This is a genomic window from Streptomyces sp. LN549 (genome assembly GCF_043203805.1).
Classification (GTDB): Bacteria; Actinomycetota; Actinomycetes; order Streptomycetales; family Streptomycetaceae; genus Streptomyces.
Genome location: NZ_JAZHRI010000002.1, coordinates 8929643 through 8947017, shown reverse-complemented (window position 1 = coordinate 8947017; position 17375 = coordinate 8929643). Strand labels below are relative to the sequence as shown.

Sequence of the window (17375 nt, the reverse complement as noted above, 5' to 3'; positions counted from 1 at the left end):
TTTCTCGGATCATGTTCTGAGCCAGATGACGAGGGCTGCGAGGGTGACAGTGCCGAGGTAGATGTAGGCGCGTTTCTCGTAGCGGGTGGCGACGGCGCGGAAGCCTTTCAGGCGGTTGATTGCGCGTTCGACGGTGTTGCGCTTCTTGTATCGCTCGCTGTCGAAACCGGTGGGACGGCCGCCTCGGGAACCGCGATTCTTGCGGTGTCTCTGCTGGTCGAGGCGTTCGGGGATCGTGTGCCGGATGCCGCGTCGCCGCAGGTAATGACGGTTCTTCCGAGAGGTGTAGGCCTTGTCCGCCAGGACATGGTCGGGCCGGGTCCGGGGTCGGCCGACTCCGATGCGGGGCACGGAGACCTGCTCCAGCACTCGCTCGAACTGGGGGCCGTCACCGTAGTGTCCGGGTGTCAGGACGAGGGCGAGGGGCCGGCATCGCCCGTCGGCGGCAAGGTGGATCTTGGTGGTGAATCCGCCGCGGGAACGTCCCAGACACTCGCCGATCTGACCACTTCCTCCAGCCGGACCGTCAGTTTCCTCAACACCGGATCGACCTGGTTCGTCCCCCCAGCGATCCCCTTTTGAGGGGCCGCGACCGCCGTCGCCTTGCGCGCGCCCGCGGCGTGCTGGTGGGCCCGCACAGCTGTCGAGTCCACCGAGACGTCCCAGTCGATCTGGCCCGCAGCGTCCTCGGCCGCCTGGATCCGCGACAGCAGCATCGTCCAAGTTCCATCCGCTGACCAGCGGCGATGGCGTTTGTAGACGGTCTCCCACGGCCCGAACCGCTCCGGTAGATCCCTCCACTGCACGCCCGTCCGGACCCGGTAGAGCACCCCGTTGATCACCCGACGGTGGTCACTCCACCGGCCCCCGCGGGCCCCACCAGGAGGCAAGAACGACTCCAGCCTGTCCCACTCCGCATTCGTCAGATCACCACGGCCCATACAAACAGCCTGACCCCAACACCCCACGCACGTCAGGAGATCCGAGAAACAGTGCCTAGGGAAATGGTCCTTCACCAGAGGCCCGAGCGAATCGCTCAGCGTCTCCAGCTTGCCCTGAGTGGCGAACTCCGGCAGCTGCGGGTACTCGACGACCGCGGCATCCGGAACGGTGCCGGCCCTCACGGCGTTCGTGAGTTTGGAGTAGTACTCCTGGCCCGAGGGCACCGCCTCGAAGGTCACCTTGATGTCCGGGTGGGTCCGGTTGAAGGCCTTCGCCACTTCGTCGGATCCCTTGACGAAGGACCAGAAGGTGACCTTTCCGGTGCCCTTCTCCGCCGTGGAAGTCCCGCTGTCCGATTCTCCGCATCCCGTGGAGAGAAGGCCGATTGCCGCGACGGAGCAGACCAGCGCAGTCAGTCGTCTACGAAACATGATGTGCCACCGATCGTTTGCTTGGGTGTCACCGCAATCATTCGTTACGTACGACAGCGAGTCAATGCATATGGTTTCGTTTTTTGATAACGAAACCATATGGCATCACATGATTACGCGTCGGTCCGGGCCCGGCGGTTGGCGCCACAGGATGCACGGACTCGCAGTTCCGGGCGGAGCAGGATCTCGGCCAGGGGGGTTGCCGGGTCGGACAGTCGGCGTACCGCCAGGTCGAGCGCCCACGCCCCCACCGCCTGTTTGGGGGGTGCGACGGCGGTGAGGGGGACGTCGCTCAGCTCGGCGACCTCGTCGTCGTAGGTGACCAGTGCCAGATCCTCCGGCACGCGCGTACCGCGTGCACGCAGGATGCCGACGAGGGCGATGGCATCGATGTCGTTGTGCACCAGTGCCGCCCGGACCTCGCCGGATTCCACGGCTCGGACCACTTCTTCGAAGCGCGCGTCGGCCGGAGCCGCGTCACCGGTGGTGCTGATGAGGAACTCCGGCCCGGGCGTCAGCCCCATGGCCTTCACTGCGTCGGCATGACCGACGCTGAGAAGAGCCGTGTTGGGGCTCTCGATCCTGGCGACGAGGGCCACCTTGTCATGCCCGAGCCCGGCGAGATGGCGCACCGCGAGGGCCGCGCCGTAGGCGTGGTCGGAGGCCACCTGCTCCAGCCGGCCGGCCCGAATCCCGGCCCGGCGCTCCACCAGCACGGCCGGCACCTCGAGGGTGCTCAGCCACTGCTCGGCCTCGTCCAGAGGGCGCAGGCCCGGGTGCAGCATCAGGAGCAAGCTGTCGATCCCGCCGGCCACGAGCTGGCGGACCTGCTCCTGGTTCTCCGACAGTGACTCCCCGGAGACGGCCAGCACGACGCGGACGCCACGCGCGCGGGCCGCGTTCTGGACACCCCGGATCACCTCGGCGTAGTAGTAGCCGCCCGGCGGCACGACCAGCCCGACGGCGTACTTCTCTCCGGTGGGGGCCGGGCCGGGGGCCGGGGCCTCGACGGGGGCGGGAGCGCCCGAGGCCAGGGCCCTGGCACCGCCGTGCACACGGTTCAGCAGTCCCTGGCCTGCCAGCTCCCGTACGTCCTGGCGCAGGGTCACGGCGGAGACGCCCATCTCCTCCGCCAGCGCCTTCACGGTGATCGAACCCTGGCGCTCCACCGCGCGCAGGATCGCTTCCCGCCGCTCGTCAGCCAACACCTTCAGTCCCCTCTCGACACAACGAGTGAGTCATCGATCTTCACTCGACAATCGAAAAGATATCAATCAAAGGTCAACGATGGCCTGGAGCGGCGGATCCGGTAGCGGGGTCAGTGCGACGGCCTGTCGTCGACAGCGACGAGGTTGCAACCGCGGAGCGTGTAGAGGAGGCCCTCGTGGGCGTTGACATGCGGGCCGCTGTACCAGGCCCCGTTGACGCCGGCGACGATCGTGGTGACGGCGAACGTCTTCGGATGGAGGCGGAAGAGTGTGGTGTCCGAGACGCCGTAGACCGCGCCCCGGTTGGTGACCATGGCGGCGAAGCCCTTGCTGACACTGCTGACGTCCGCGGTGTGCACCACCTTCCTGGCCCGGACGTCGATGACGAAGAGGCCTCCCTTGGTGGTGAGGCCGTAGAGGTTCCGGCCCTGCACCGCCAGAGCCGCCACACCCGCCGACTGCTTCGTGTCGACGCGCCACAGCTCCTTGCCGATCGCCGGATCGACGGCGACGACGGTGGCGCGCGGTCCCTCCTTGCCGGCATTGTCACCGCCCAGGTAAGCGACGCCGTCCCGATTGGCCACCGCCCTCACAAGTTGGACGTCGTCGATCGGATTGACGTAGGCCGCCGACTTCCCGGTGCCGGGAGAGTACGTCCACAGGGCGCCGCCGCCCTCGGTGTCGGACTGCACACCGACGAGCAGCAGCTTGTTGTCCGAGTCCCACGAGAGGTCCAGCGGACGGTTCTGCTCGCTGGGGAACTTCGCCGCCTGCTGCGGCTGCCGCCGCCGGGAGGAGTCGTACCGCCAGATGCCCTGCGCGTTGTACTGGCCGGTGTACAGGGCGCCTTCGATCACTTCTGCGTCCTTCGCCTCACCCGGTGCCTGTAGGTTGACGACCTCGCCGGTCTTGAGGTTGCGCCGTGAGATGGCGCCGTTGCCGCCGAGGTAGACGTACCCGTTGCCGGCGGCGATCCCCATGCCTGCCTGTGGTCCGGCCTCGGCTCCCGCCTCGTGCAGGTCGGTGACCACCGAGGTCTTGGCCGACACATCGATCTCGGCGACGAAACCGTAGCCCGAGACGACAGCGAGCCTTCCCTCGGCGTGGTCCAGCCCCCAGATCTCGCCGAGATCCGGCCCGGTGAACTCCACGTGGGAGATCGTCCTGTCGGCCTTCGAGTAGGCGTTCACTCCCGACTCGGAGGCGAAGTAGATCCGCTCGGCGTCGGAGGCGAACGTCTTGATGACAGCGCCCTCGGTCTTCACCACGGTGCAGGAGGAGAAGTCCGCCAGGTCGATCACGGCGAGCTTCGCGGGATCGACCCCACCCGACGTGCCGACGATCAGCTTCCCGTCATGGACGGCGAGTTCACGCAGGCTGGGGTCCTTTTCCATCTCCTTGGGCACGATCGAGGTGAACTCGCGGCTCTTCCGGTCGAAGGCGAACAGGGACGCCTTGCTCGCACCGCCGCCGCCGGCAAGGACGCTGCCCGCGCCGAAGAAGACGGTGGTGTCCGTGGCCGCGACCGCCCTGGCCAGCGTCGCCTTCGGATCAGGGGCACCCAGACTGGTCACGGCACCAGTGGAGGGGGGTCGTACTGCCACAGGACGGGCGGCTTGTCCGGGACGCCGCCCACGGCGAAGACCGTGCCGTCGGGGGCGACGGCCAGATCACGGATGTCGCGATCCTCGGTCCTGCCGATGGGCACGGCGGGCTTGTCGGGCGTCCTCAGGTCCCACCGGTAGAGATTCGGCTTGCCCTGGTCGGACTTGACCAGGACGCCGATGTAGAGGTAGCGGCCGGTGGGATCCGCCGCCAGCGCCTGGATGGAAGGCTCAGGCCCCGCGTCGAGGTCGGTGGACGACACCACCTTCCGGCTCGGCAGATGGAAGCCGACGACGCTGGAGGGGGTCAGGTTGCGCGAGCCGATGTAGACGGTGTCGCCGACCACCAACCCGCTCATCAGCGAGAACTGGACCAGCCCCGGCCCCAGATCCGTCACTTTGGTCGTGGCCGCCGCCTCGGGTGCCGCGCCGGCTTGCGGGGCGAGAAGCGTTCCGGCGGCGGTAGTCAGCCCGAGCGCGCCACCGGTCCGGATCAGCCGGCGCCTGCTCAGGGAACGAGAGTGGGTCATCTCTGCTCCAAGGGGTGTTGAGTCTGCTGATCCACGGGTCCACATCAGGACAGGTCGAGAATGCGGATGTCGTCGTGCTGGGCGATCCGCGTGGGTACGTCACCGTTCTCGATCGACTCCGAGGGCCGGTAGAGCCCCCACTTGATGTAGCCGTGCTCGGCCGGGTTGTCCGGCTGGTAGGTGCGCACGTTCTCGTACGAGGCGGCGGGCTTGTAGCCGGACTCTCCCGGAAGGCGCACGGAGACCTTGAAGTAGCCCGTCTCGTCGGTGGTCCAGCGTGCGTCGACGCGGAAGCTCATCCACTGGTTCACGTACGGACGGAGGTCCGCCACCACCGCCGTCTGCTGGTTCAGATGTGGGGACCGGAACGCGATCTCGTTGCGCTTCGCCATGAGGTAGAACGCCGGGACGTTGCCGCCCGCGTACTTGCCCTGGAAGACGATGTCGCCCGAGTCGCTGTCACCCGGCGTGTAGGTCTTCCAGTCCTTGAGCAGCACGCTGAACTCGTAGCGCTGCACGTCACCGACGTCGAATTGCCCGGACGGAAGCAGATCCGTCGCGCTCTCGCTCCGCGGCGCGCCGTTGGACTCGTATCCCGCGTCGCCGAGCGTCACCTTGTGCTGAACCGCGTACGAGCCACCGTGTCCGGGCTGCACGACGCCGGAAGCATCCGACGCCGTCGCGTGCGTCGTGGTCAGGCCGTCCACTCCGGAGTTCAGTGCTCCGTTCTCGTAGTCCACCTTCAGCTTCTCCGTGGTGGACTGCGCCGGCGCGGAGCCGGCGAGCGGGGCGCCATCCGGTTCGGCTCCTGACGAATACGACACCAGAACGGGGACCAGCAGTACTCCTGCACACAGGGCGGTCGACACCTTGAGAACCTTGATCATTTTCACTCCTCGACATCGTGGGGCTGCGAGAACCGGTCGAAGGCTGCCAGGCGTTGCCCATCCAGCACCGTCACTTCGTGTGGTCAAAACTTGAACGATGAAGTGACATCGCTTGACGGACATTGGCGCGCTTCGAGCCGCCTGCATGTTGACATGGTTTCGAATGAAACCGAAAGACCGGCGGCGAAACTTGATTCAAGCCAAGGAGAGGGGAGGTTCCGGCCGCGTGTTTGCAGGTAGATGTGGCTTACTGGTCATCGATCCGATGGTTGCGCTTGCCGCGGGACGTTCACCTTCGATGAACATCGATGTCGAGTAGCGCAAATGTGATGGGTGACTGGGCGCTTCCGCACCTCAGGCGAACCGGGCGGGCAGCATCCGTCGACGGCCCAGTCGCACCGGTGACGAAGCCCGCGACGCCGGGGAACGCCCATCCCCGCCCTTGCTCGCCGGCCCGTCGGTCATTCGAGCCCCGGAAGCTTGCCATCTGCGAGTGTTCACGTAAACATATCTGTCGACGGGGTCGCCCCGGCCACGCGACAGCGCACCTCACCTCAGCACAGGAGCACTCGTACATGCCCCTTCTTCAGATCGACGACGGCGGCTTCACCCTCGACGGCGAACCGTTCCGGCTCCTGTCCGGCGGACTGCACTACTTCCGCGTGCACCCCGGCCTGTGGGCCGACCGGCTGCGCAAGGCCCGGCTCATGGGTCTCAACACCGTCGAGACCTACGTGCCCTGGAATCTCCACCAGCCGCGTCCCGGCGATTTCAGGACGGAGGGCGGACTGGACATAGCCCGGTTCCTCGACCTCGCCGCCGCCGAGGGACTGAACGTACTGCTCCGGCCCGGCCCGTACATCTGCGCCGAATGGGAGGGGGGTGGCCTGCCGTCCTGGCTCCTCGCGGACCCCGGTATCCGGCTGCGGACCCGCGACCCGCGGTTCCTCGCCGCTGTCGACAGCTACTTCGACCAGCTCCTGACCCCGTTGAGGCCCTACCTGGCCACCCAGGGAGGCCCGGTGCTCGCCGTCCAGGTGGAGAACGAGTACGGGGCGTTCGGTGACGACACCGCCTACCTGGAACATCTCGCGGGCTCTCTCCGCCGCTGCGGGGTGGACGTGCCACTGTTCACCTGCGACCAGCCCGACGACCTGGCGCGTGGCAGCCTGCCCGGCGTGCTGGCCACGGCCAACTTCGGCAGCCGCTCCGCGCAGAGCATGGCCGCGTTGCGCACCCAGCGGCCGACGGGGCCGCTGATGTGCACCGAGTTCTGGATCGGCTGGTTCGACCGCTGGGGAACCCGCCACGTGATCCGGGACGCCGGCAACGCGGCCCGGGAACTGGACGAACTGCTGGCCACCGGCGCTTCCGTCAACTTCTACATGTTCCACGGCGGCACGAACTTCGGTTTCACCAACGGCGCCAACGACAAGCACACCTACCGGCCCACCGTCACGTCGTACGACTACGACGCCCCGCTCGACGAGGCCGGCGACCCGACCGAGAAGTTCACCGCCTTCCGCGACGTGATCGCCAAGTACGCGCCGGTGCCGGCCGGACCCGTCCCTCCGCGTGGCCCCAAGCTGGCGCCGACGACCGTCGCACTCACCGAGAGCGCCGGCCTGCTGGAGTGCGCGGAGGGGCTCGGCGCAGCCGTCGACGCGCCGCGGCCGCTGACCATGGAGCAGTTGGGACAGGACTTCGGATTCGTCCTCTACGAGACGGCCCTGGTGTCCGCGGGGCCGGCCCTGCTGGAGGTGGAGCGGGTCCGGGATCGCGCCCAGTTCTTCGTGAACGGGGTCCCGGCCGGCGTGCTGGAACGTGAGAGCCACGAGCATGCCCTGACCGTCACCGCTCCCCGCGCGGGCAGCGTCCTCAGCGTGCTGGTGGAGAACCAGGGACGGGTCAACTACGGGCCGGGCGTCCACGACCGCAAGGGCCTGCTGGGCAAGGTCCTCCTGGACGGCGACGACGTCACCGGGTGGACCAGTCGACCGCTGCCCCTGACCGATCTGACCGCACTGCCTTTCACGGCAGGGTCGGTGCCGGCCGGCCCCACGTTCCACCGGGGCGCCTTCGAGGTCGACGCACCCGCGGACACCTTCCTCCACCTCGGCGGCTGGACGAAGGGCAGTGTGTGGGTCAACGGATTCGCCCTGGGGCGCTTCTGGTCGCGCGGCCCGCAGAACTCCCTCTACGTCCCGGCGCCGGTCCTGCGTGCCGGCACCAACGAGATCGTCGTGCTGGAACTGCACGCCTGCCACCGCGCCCGGACCGTCGAACTCCGGGAGAACGCCGACCTCGGCCCCACCGATGAGTAGCCACCGGCATCGGACCGGATCTGAGCCGGGCTCCGACCCTTCGGTCGGAGCCCGGCTCTCTCGTGTCAGCCCTGCCGTAGCCGCTGGCTCGCTCCGCCGTCGCAGGTCCACTGAACGACCGAAGCTCCGGCTGCCGTTGAACTTCCGTTCACGCCCAGGCACTTGGCACTGTGCCTGGCCGTGAGCGTGAGGTCCCCGTCACCCGTCGTGCGAACCGCCCACTCCTGGTTCCGGCCGCCGTTGCAGGCGTACTGGACGACGGCCGCGCCGTCGGATGTGGACTGGTCGCTCACGTCGAGGCACTTGCCGCTGTGGCGGACGACGACGTTCACATAGCCGCCTCCGGTGGAACGCAGCGACCACTGCTGGTTCGTGCCGGTGTTGCAGCCGTACTGGACGACGGCCGCGCCGTCGCCGGCCGCCGCGCCGCTCACATCGAGACACTGGGAACTGTGCCGGAAGGAGAGCGGGCCCCAGACGTCCGGCGCCGCGCCGGTCAGGGACCAGGACTGGTTGCTGCCGGTCGTGGGCTGATGGACGCCGACGGGCGCCCCGTCGGTGGTCGAGGCGTTCGTGACGTCCAGCAGTTGTCCGGTGGCGCTGTTGATCAGGGTGCTGTGGCCATCGCCCGTGGTGGAACGGATCCATTGCTGCGCCGGGGACGAGCCGGGCGACGCGACGGTCAGGGCACCACCTGACACGGAGAGCGCCTTGCCCGTCCCGACGTTGGTGAGGCGGTAGGCGGCGGTGTTGCCCCAGTCGGTGGCGGACAGCTTGGTGAAGGTCCACTGCTGTGCGCTGTCGGCCGGGGCGGAGGTGCGCTGGACGACGGTGCTCGCGCCGCCCACGGTGGCGAGGGCCTTGCCGCTGTTGTCGTTGAGCAGCCGGCGCGGCGCGCCGGTGGGGGCGGTGGTAGCCGCCGTGTTCACGCCGCTGACTGTCGGGAGGACGAACGTGGTGACGGAGCCGGGGCCGACGACGGCCTTGAGCGTGCGGCCGGCCACGGCCGCATCCGCGTCGCGCTGCAGGTTCTTCGTGGCGTCGGTCGTCCAGCGCTCGACGGATCCGTCGGCGGCGGTCCTGAAGCCGTCCAGGTCGAGGGTGACTTCGCGCTCCTCGCCGGTGTTGTTGGTGTGGACGACGACCACGCCGCCGTCCGGCCGGACGGCGGCCAGGGTCTGCGGGTCGTCGGTGTTCATGATGCGTGCGCCGGGGCGGACGAAGCGGCTGTAGTTCGCCATGGCCCAGTACTTCTTGTTCTTGCGCAGCGGCTCGGTCGCCGCGTCGTCGGGGGTGAAGTCCGTCTGGATCAGTCCCCAGTTGGAGTTCTCGTGGGCGGGCGTCATGTTCTCGTAGTCCTCGACCGCCTGCCACAGGACCCAGGCGCGCGGCTCCAGCTCACGCACGTCGTCGTTGATGCGCTGGGCGAGGTCGAGTGCGGGACTCATGGACGTGAAGCTCTGCGGGACACTGCCGCCGACGTCCACCTCGGACATCCACAGCGGTGTGGCCTCACCTTTGGCGATGTCCCGCGCCCCGGTGCGGCCGTTCGTCCCGTACGTGTGCGTGTTGAGGCGGTCCACCGTGTCGCGGACGGCGGGGGCGTACGCCTCCCAGTCCGACCGGAACTTCTCCGGGTTCGTCTCGTCCATGGAGGCGATCGGAGTCGTGACTCCCTTGGCGTCGAGCGCGGCGCGCAGGGTGGTGATCATGCGGGCCTGGGAGGCCGGGTCCCAGTGCGAACCCTCCTGGCGGCCGCCGGCGTGCCAGTAGTCGGTGTCGGGCTCGTTGACCGGTGAGATGGAGTCGAAGGTGACGCCGGTGGCGGACTGGGCCCGCTGGAGCGAGCCGGTCAGGTAGCCGGCGAAGCGGTCGTACTGGTCCGAGCGGAGGTTGTCCTCCAAGCCGTTGGCCGCGCCCGAGGTCAGTCCGCTGTTGGTCATGAAGTACGGGGCGGAGTTGGAGAACGCCTCGAAGGTGGTGGCGCCGCGCGCTTTGGCGGCCGAGAGCCACCACTGCTGGTTCGCGTCGGCGGAGGCGTTCCAGTGGTCGGGCCGGGCCGGGTCCCACCAGTCGGGGGCCTCCGGTCCGGGCCGGTTCCAGTAGCCGGGGACGTCTGCGCCGGGCCTCATGTAGGGGGTGGTCTCGGGGCCGTCGCCACCACCGATGTTGTAGCGGGCGATGGTGAAGCCGAGACCGTCCGCGCCGTAGAGATCGTCCGCCAGGCGGTTGCGCTGGGCGTCGGGCCATCCGCCGGTGACATGGGCGAACCAGGCCAGCGCGGTGCCCCAGCCCTGGAAGGACGGGTGCTGGTAGCTGGGGTCGAGGCGGATCGTGAGCGCCGCGGCCGGAGGCTCCGCTGCGATCGCCGGGGCGGGGACGGGCCCGACGGCCGTGAGCGCGGTCACCGCGAGGGCCGTGGCGGCGCCCAGAGCGGCGGTAGCCCTTCCGGGCGTGCGGGAGGAACCGAACCGAGGCCTTGAGGCCTCCGGCCGGGTGCGGGTGGGAAACACGAAGTGCTCCTTGAGGGCTCGATGGCTGAGCGGTGGGGGGAAGGGGCAGGGCCGCCGGGACCCGGCGCGTGTCACCCGGGCCTCCCGGACCTTCCGGGCGGCCGGTGGCCAGGAGGCCCGGGTGTGGCACGGGCGGTCCGGTGCGGTGGCCGTTCACCGCCGGTCCCACAGGCGGACGGCGCTGCGGCCGGCGGCGCTGCGGGCACGGGCGGTCAGGCCGCCGCGCGCTCCCACTTCTGGTTGTCGCCCGAGTTGCAGGTCCACTGGTCAAGCGCGGTGCCGTCGGACCTGGACTGGTTCATGACGTCCAGGCACTTTCCACTGTGCCGGGCGACGAGTTCGATGGAGCCTGCCACGTCCGTCGTCCGCGCCTTCCACTGCTGGGAGGCGGAACCGTTGCAGGTGTTCTGCACCGCCCACGCCCCGTCCGCGGTCGACGCACCAGCGATGTCGAGACACTTTCCGCTGTGCCGGGCCATGATCTGGACGTAGCCGGTTCCCAGGTTCTTGATCCAGAAGTCCTGGTTGACGCCTGCGCCGCACCCCCACTGAATCAGCTGGGCGCCGTCCGCCGAGTCGTAGTTCGACACGTCGGCGCACTTGCCGCTCTGGTGGGCGGTCAGTGTCTCCCAGGCGACGTTCATACCGGCCACGGTCCCGGCGGCGGTGTCGACGGTGACCTGCGGGGAGTAGTCCATGGTCATGCTGGTGCTGCTGGGGAACGTCAGCGGCAGCCAGACGTACTGGGAGTCGGAGACCGTGCCGCCCATGGAGTTGCCCCAGCGGTCCCCCATGTAGAGGTACCCGGTGCCCTTGGTGCCCTGGACGGGCAGGACGTACGCGGTCTGGCTCCGGAAGGCCGTGGAGTCGCCCACGTCCTTCAGGTCGCTCCACGAGCCGGTGATGCTGGTGGCGGTGGCGTACTTCTGCTGGTTCGGGGACCAGCCGGTGGCGCCGGAGGTGAGGAGGAAGTAGACGCCGTCGCGCTTGAACATGGCGGGGGCCTCACGCGACTGTCCCGACCAGAGCTTCTGGACCTGGGAGTCGACCGCCGTGTAGTCCGCGGTCAGCCGGTACACGTGCAGGTCCGCGTTCTCGTTGGCTGCCGAGATCATGTAGCCGGTGCCGTCGGTGTCGACGAAGGTCGTGATGTCCCGGGACATGTGGCCCAGCGGCCGGAAGCTGCCGCGCCAGGTGTAGTCACCGTCCACCGTGGAGGACACGGCGACCGCGGCTCGCGCCTCGCCGTAGTCGGAGCCGTTCTCCTTGTGCATCCACATCACGAACTGGCGGGTGGAGCTGTTGTAGACGACTTTGGGGCGCTCGATGTTGGCCCAGTCCAGTTCCGGGTCCGACGCCTCGGTCAGGACGTTGTTGCGGAACTCCCAGGTCTTCAGGTCGGTGGAGCGGTAGGCGGAGACGTACCGGAAGGTGTTGTCGGCATTGCGGTTCTCGCCGAACCAGTAGTAGTACGCGCCGACCTTGAGCACGCCACCGCCGTGGGCGTGCACGGGACTGTTGTCGGATCCTGTGAACTGCGTCCCGTTGGTGATGGTCACCGCGGCGGCGTGGGCCGTGCCCACGGAGGTGAGCAAGGAGAGGAGAAGGGCGGAGAGGGCGGAGAACAGAGCCGCCCTTCCGTAGATCTTGAGTCGCATGTCGCGATACCTCGTGGTGTTCGTCGGACCGGGCGCTCCGCGCGGGCAGTCAGGACCACGGACCGCGTGGGGTCCGGAGCGTGGGGGCATCTGAAGGACCGGCCGATGGGGAGATGTGGCCGGCCGATCTGGACCGTAACGATCACCGGGTCTACGCAATGTTTTCGTAAACACGATGTGTCCGGAAGTGTGTGAGGGCTGCGGGACACTGTCAAGGAGTCAGGCAGAGACGGACCAGGTTTTTGACCCGGCGGCGTGTTTGCGTCAACATTGCGGAGCGGGAGCACACCACGTGCGCACTCGCGATGGGCCTCGAGAGAAGGCGGTCTGCTGTGGCGGAGAAGGCGACGAGAGCACCCCGCTCACGCACACCCCGGAAGTGGCCCTCCATGGCCGAGGTCGCGGCGAAGGCGGGTGTGTCCTCCCAGACCGTCTCGCGTGTGGCCAACAACCACGACAACGTGGACGCCACGACGCGCACCAAGGTGCTGGACGCCATGCAGGCGCTCGGATACCGCCCCAACGCGGCGGCCCGTGCGCTGGTCACGGGCAAGTTCGGGGCGCTGGGCGTGGTCAGCTTCGATGTCGGCGCGCACGGCAACGCACGGACGCTCGCCGCCATCGCGGACGCGGCACGCGAGGCCGGCTTCTCCGTCAATTTCATGGGCATCCGCGCGCAGACCGAAGCCGCCGTACAGCAGGCCTTCCGGCACCTCATGCTCCAGTCCGTCGACGGCATCGTGCTGATCGAGTCGCAGATGCTCGACACACCGTCGCTGCGCCTTCCGCCGACCATGCCGATCGTCGTCGCGGACGGCGACACCGGGCACCGCTATCCCAACGTCGACTTCGACCAGGCCCGCGGCACGCAGAGCGTGGTCGCCCACCTGCTGGAGATGGGGCATCGCACGGTGCACCACGTCAGCGGCCCGCGGGACTCCTTCGCCGCCCGGCGGCGCGCCGAGACCTGGGAGCGCACCGTCGTCGCGGCCGGAGCTCCCCTGCACCCGGCCCTGCACGGGGACTGGAGTGCCGAGTCCGGTTACCTGGCCGGCCGGACGCTGGCGAAGATCCCCGACGTCACGGCCGTTTTCGCGGCCAACGACCAGATGGCGCTCGGGGTGCTGCGCGCCATGCACGAGGCCGGGCGCAAGGTACCCGACGAGGTCAGCGTGGCCGGCTTCGACGACATCCCCGAGGCCCGGTTCTTCCAGCCGCCACTGACCACGGTCCACCAGGACTTCGACGTGGTGGGGCGGCATTGCGTGACCCTGCTCCTGGAACAGATCGAGCGCCGCGCCAACAGCCCGCACCGCCTCGCCGTCGAACCCACTCTCGTGGTCCGGGCCAGCACCGCGCCTCCGCCCGCCTGACCGACGTACGGTCACGCCACGGCCCCGCCCGCGCATCCGTGGGCGGGGCCGCACCCCGTCGCGCCTGCGAGCCCTGACCCGGCTCACGGCGCCGCCGTGAGCGGCCGCGGGACCCGCGGCGCGATACCCCCCTCACATGCGGCGTTGCACCCCCTCGTCGAGGGCCGGCATCCCGGGCGTTCGACCACCGCACGGCACGCTCCACGACACCGCCACACCCTGGGTCGTCGCCCAGATCCCCATCGTTCGCTACCGCACCGTGCTTGACGCCCGTCTCGGGGTGGTGCCACCATCAGCTATCGATGATTACGTAAACATGACTCATCGGCCCAGCCTTCTCCCGGCCCGTCGGCCCTGAGGTCTCCCCTCCCCCGCTCCGTTCCCGACCGGTCGCTCAACGACGCAAGGAACCACCATGACGCTCCTGTCGACGTCCGCCCAGGCAGTCCGACCACCCCGGTCGGGGCGGCGCCGCCCTCTTGGGCGGTACGGCCTGACCGGCTGGGGATTCGCCGGCCCGTTCGTCGCGGTCTTCGGACTCGTCTTCCTCGCGCCGATCGGATACGCCGCCTATCTGAGCCTCTTCCGGGACCGGATGATCGGCGGCAGGTCGTTCGTGGGCATGGACAACTACCAACAGGCGCTGACCGACCCCCAGTTCTGGGAAGGGCTGGAGCGCGTCGGTCTCTTCCTGGCCGTTCAGGTGCCGATCATGCTGGGCATCGCCCTGCTGGTCGCCCTGGCGATAGACAGCGGCAGGCTGTACGGAAGGTCGTTCTTCCGCGTGGCCGTCTTCCTGCCCTACGCAGTTCCGGCCGTCGTCGCCAGCCTCATGTGGGGTTTCATCTACGGCACGCAGTTCGGGCTGGTTGGCAACATCAACGACACCTTCGGCCTGTCACTGCCCGACCCACTCTCCCCCTCGCTCGTACTGGCCTCGATCGGCAACATCGTGACCTGGGAGTTCGTCGGCTACAACATGCTGATCTTCTACTCGGCCCTCAAGGTAGTGCCTCGCTCGCTCTACGAGGCAGCGGCCATCGACGGAGCCGGCGAATGGCGGATCATCTCCTCGATCAAGCTCCCCGCGATCCGCAGCGCCCTGGTCATCGCCACGATCTTCTCCATCATCGGCAGCTTCCAACTGTTCAACGAGCCCAGCATCCTGCAGAAGCTCGCGCCCAACGCGATCACCAACGACTTCACCCCGAACCTCTACACGTACTCGCTGTCCTTCGCCGGACAGCAGCACAACTACGCCGCGACCGTGGCCATCGTGATGGGCGTGATCACCGCGATCATCGCCTACGCGGTCCAGCTGCGCGGCATGCGGAAGGGCTGACCCATGACCACCTCCTTCACCACCGGCGCAACCGGGTCCTCCCCTTCCTCACCCGGGCCCAGCTCCTCCCGTACATCGCCGTCAGCCAGCGCCCGCCGCCGCCCCGGTGTCTCGGCACGGAAGTCCCGGCGGCCTCCGCACACGCCGCTCAACCCCCGCCCCAGCATCCCGCTGACCCTTGTCACCGGCGTCGTCGTCCTCTACACACTCGCCCCGCTGCTGTGGCTCGTCGTCAACGCCACGAAGAGCCAGAGGGGACTCTTCGACTCCTTCGGCCTGTGGTTCGCCGACGACTTCAACCTCTGGGACAACGTCACCCGCACCCTCACCTACGACGACGGCGTGTTCGTCCGCTGGTTCCTCAACACACTGCTGTACGTCACGCTCGGGGCCGGGGGCGCCACCGTCCTGGCCGTTCTCGGCGGCTACGCCCTGGCGAAGTACGAATTCCCCGGCCGGCGCGCCGTGTTCGCCGTGGTCATCGGAGCGGTCGCCGTCCCCGGCACCGCTCTCGCCGTCCCCACCTTCCTGATGTTCAGCAACATGGGGCTGACGAACACGCCCTGGGCGGTGATCATCCCGTCCCTGATCTCGCCCTTCGGGCTCTACCTCATGTGGGTCTTCGCCTCCGAGGCCGTCCCCGCCGGGCTCCTGGAGGCCGCGCGGATCGACGGGTCCAGCGAGTTGCGCACCTTCTTCACGATCGCGCTGCCCCTGCTGATGCCGGGGACCGTCACCGTCCTTCTGTTCTCGATGGTCGCGACGTGGAACAACTACTTCCTGCCGCTGATCATGATCAAGGACCCCGACTGGTACCCGCTGACCCTCGGCCTCAACGCCTGGAACGCCCAGGCCCAGACAGCGGGCGGCGAAGCCGTCTTCGACCTCATCATCACCGGCTCCCTGCTGACGATCGTGCCGATCGTGGCGGCCTTCCTGCTGCTCCAGCGGTACTGGCAGTCCGGCCTGGCCGCGGGCAGCGTCAAGGAATGACGCCGCCTCCCCTCCCTGTTCCCTCACCCTCCCCCTCCTCCCTGCCGCATCATCGACCAGGAGCACATCCCATGAGAACGCACTCCGCCCGCAGACTCCTCGGCGCCCTCGCCGTCGCCTCCGCCCTCGCGCTGACGGCCACGGCCTGCGGCGACTCGGACTCCGACGCCGGCGACAGCTCCCCCAAGGACGTCAAGACAGCGCTCGAGAAGGGTGGGAAGGTGACCGTGTGGGCCTGGGAGCCCACACTCAAGAAGGTGGCGGCGGACTTCGAGAAGAAGTACCCCAACGTCGACGTCGATCTGGTCAACGCGGGCACCGGCGACAAGCAGTACACGGCACTGCAGAACGCGATCGCCGCCGGTTCGGGTGCCCCCGATGTCGCACAGGTCGAGTACTACGCCCTCAGCCAGTTCGCCATCGGCAAGTCCGTCGAGGACCTGTCCCCCTACGGCGCGCAGAAGTACGGCAAGACCTTCACCCCCGGACCGTGGAACGCGGTCACGCAGGACAAGGCGGTCTACGCACTGCCCATGGACTCCGGTCCCATGGCCTTCTTCTACAACAAGAAGGTCTTCGACAAGCACGGCATCAAGGTGCCGACCACCTGGGACGAGTACGTGGACGCGGCCCGCACCCTCCACAAGGCGGATCCGAAGATCTTCATCACCAACGACACCGGGGACGCCGGGGCCACCACCAGTCTCATCTGGCAGGCCGGCGGCCGCCCCTACAAGGCCGACGGCACGAACGTGAGCGTCGCCTTCGACGACGCGGGCACCAAGAAGTACACCGCGACCTGGCAGAAGCTCCTCGACGAGGAACTGGTCGCGCCCATCAGCTCGTGGAGCGACGCCTGGTACAAGGGCCTGGCGGACGGGTCCCTGGCCACCCTCTCCATCGGCGCCTGGATGCCGGCCAACCTCACCTCCGGGGTCCCGGCAGCCTCCGGCGACTGGCGGGTCGCACCGTTGCCGCAGTGGACGAAGGGCGACAAGACGAGCGCGGAGAACGGCGGCAGCTCGCTGGCCGTACCGAAGGCCGCCAAGAACAAGGAACTCGCCTACGCATTCACGGAGTTCGCGACAACGGGAGCCGGGGCGAGCACCCGTGTCGCCGAAGGCGCCTTCCCGGCCACCCGCGCCGACCTGGAGTCGAAGGCGTTCCTCGACGCCCCGTTCCCCTACTTCGGCGGCCAGAAGGCCAACCAGGTGTTCGCCGAGTCGGCCCGTAACGTCGGCGCCGACTGGTCGTACCTGCCCTACCAGGTCTACGCGAACTCGATCTTCAACGACACCGCGGGCAAGGCATACGTCTCCTCCACCACGCTCTCCGACGGGCTGAAGGCCTGGCAGGACGCGAGCATCAAGTACGGCAAGGACCAGGGCTTCACCGTGAACTAGTCCGGCCGCGATTCCAGCTGTTTGTTCTGGGCCCTCAGTACGCCTGAGCGCGCCATCGGCATCGATGGCGCGTCAGGCGAACTGAGGGCTTTTTGTTGGCTGTTCACAGATATAACCGATCGAACATCACAGACGCATTTCGTCACGTCACGCCTCTTGACGTCGAA

Annotated in this window: 11 protein-coding genes and 2 pseudogenes; 5 read left to right on the top strand and 8 right to left on the bottom strand. The window is 68.3% G+C overall.

What is annotated here, in order from left to right:
* Nucleotides 1-9: 9 nt before the first annotated feature.
* The 6 genes and pseudogenes from SH922_RS39525 to SH922_RS39500 all read right to left on the bottom strand — a co-directional run bounded on the left by SH922_RS39525 (nt 10) and on the right by SH922_RS39500 (nt 5602).
* Nucleotides 10-941, bottom strand: a pseudogene (locus tag SH922_RS39525) (IS5 family transposase).
* Nucleotides 942-1031: 90 nt separating this feature from the next.
* Nucleotides 1032-1373, bottom strand: a pseudogene (locus SH922_RS39520) (ABC transporter substrate-binding protein); the annotation flags it as partial.
* Nucleotides 1374-1486: 113 nt separating this feature from the next.
* The gene (locus SH922_RS39515) at nt 1487-2581 is read right to left on the bottom strand and encodes a LacI family DNA-binding transcriptional regulator (protein ID WP_393063318.1); all 1095 of its coding nucleotides are present in this window, start codon (nt 2579-2581) and stop codon (nt 1487-1489) included.
* Between the two features lie 110 nt (nt 2582-2691).
* Nucleotides 2692-4155 (bottom strand): PQQ-binding-like beta-propeller repeat protein, encoded by a 1464-nt coding sequence (locus tag SH922_RS39510; protein ID WP_393063317.1) that lies wholly within the window; start codon nt 4153-4155, stop codon nt 2692-2694.
* Entirely contained in the window at nt 4152-4715 is a 564-nt protein-coding gene (locus SH922_RS39505; RefSeq protein ID WP_393063316.1) for a hypothetical protein, read from the bottom strand. The genes SH922_RS39510 and SH922_RS39505 overlap by 4 nt, the downstream gene beginning before the upstream one ends.
* 44 nt (nt 4716-4759) lie before the next feature.
* Nucleotides 4760-5602: a heparin lyase I family protein gene (locus tag SH922_RS39500; RefSeq protein ID WP_393063315.1), complete on the bottom strand. Its 843-nt coding sequence runs from the start codon at nt 5600-5602 to the stop codon at nt 4760-4762.
* Between the two features lie 575 nt (nt 5603-6177).
* Between SH922_RS39500 and SH922_RS39495 the strand changes: the two genes are divergently transcribed.
* Nucleotides 6178-7926 carry a beta-galactosidase gene (locus tag SH922_RS39495; protein WP_393063314.1) on the top strand — a complete coding sequence of 583 codons (1749 nt, stop codon included), beginning with the start codon at nt 6178-6180 and terminating at the stop codon, nt 7924-7926.
* Nucleotides 7927-7991: 65 nt separating this feature from the next.
* Here SH922_RS39495 and SH922_RS39490 read toward each other — a convergent pair whose 3' ends face one another.
* Together SH922_RS39490 and SH922_RS39485 are read right to left on the bottom strand one after the other, a co-directional pair.
* Nucleotides 7992-10439 (bottom strand): RICIN domain-containing protein, encoded by a 2448-nt coding sequence (locus tag SH922_RS39490; protein ID WP_393063313.1) that lies wholly within the window; start codon nt 10437-10439, stop codon nt 7992-7994.
* Nucleotides 10440-10651: 212 nt separating this feature from the next.
* Nucleotides 10652-12097, bottom strand: coding sequence for an RICIN domain-containing protein (locus SH922_RS39485; RefSeq protein WP_393063312.1), 1446 nt, complete (start codon nt 12095-12097; stop codon nt 10652-10654).
* Between the two features lie 389 nt (nt 12098-12486).
* Between SH922_RS39485 and SH922_RS39480 the strand changes: the two genes are divergently transcribed.
* The 4 genes from SH922_RS39480 to SH922_RS39465 all read left to right on the top strand — a co-directional run bounded on the left by SH922_RS39480 (nt 12487) and on the right by SH922_RS39465 (nt 17208).
* Entirely contained in the window at nt 12487-13470 is a 984-nt protein-coding gene (locus SH922_RS39480; protein ID WP_393063311.1) for a LacI family DNA-binding transcriptional regulator, read from the top strand.
* 415 nt (nt 13471-13885) lie between these two features.
* Nucleotides 13886-14812, top strand: coding sequence for a carbohydrate ABC transporter permease (locus SH922_RS39475; protein WP_393063310.1), 927 nt, complete (start codon nt 13886-13888; stop codon nt 14810-14812).
* 3 nt (nt 14813-14815) lie between these two features.
* A complete protein-coding gene (locus tag SH922_RS39470) occupies nt 14816-15805 on the top strand; it encodes a carbohydrate ABC transporter permease (protein WP_393063309.1) in 990 nt (329 codons plus the stop codon).
* A 71-nt stretch (nt 15806-15876) separates the two neighbouring features.
* Nucleotides 15877-17208 carry an ABC transporter substrate-binding protein gene (locus tag SH922_RS39465; protein ID WP_393063308.1) on the top strand — a complete coding sequence of 444 codons (1332 nt, stop codon included), beginning with the start codon at nt 15877-15879 and terminating at the stop codon, nt 17206-17208.
* Nucleotides 17209-17375: the final 167 nt, after the last annotated feature.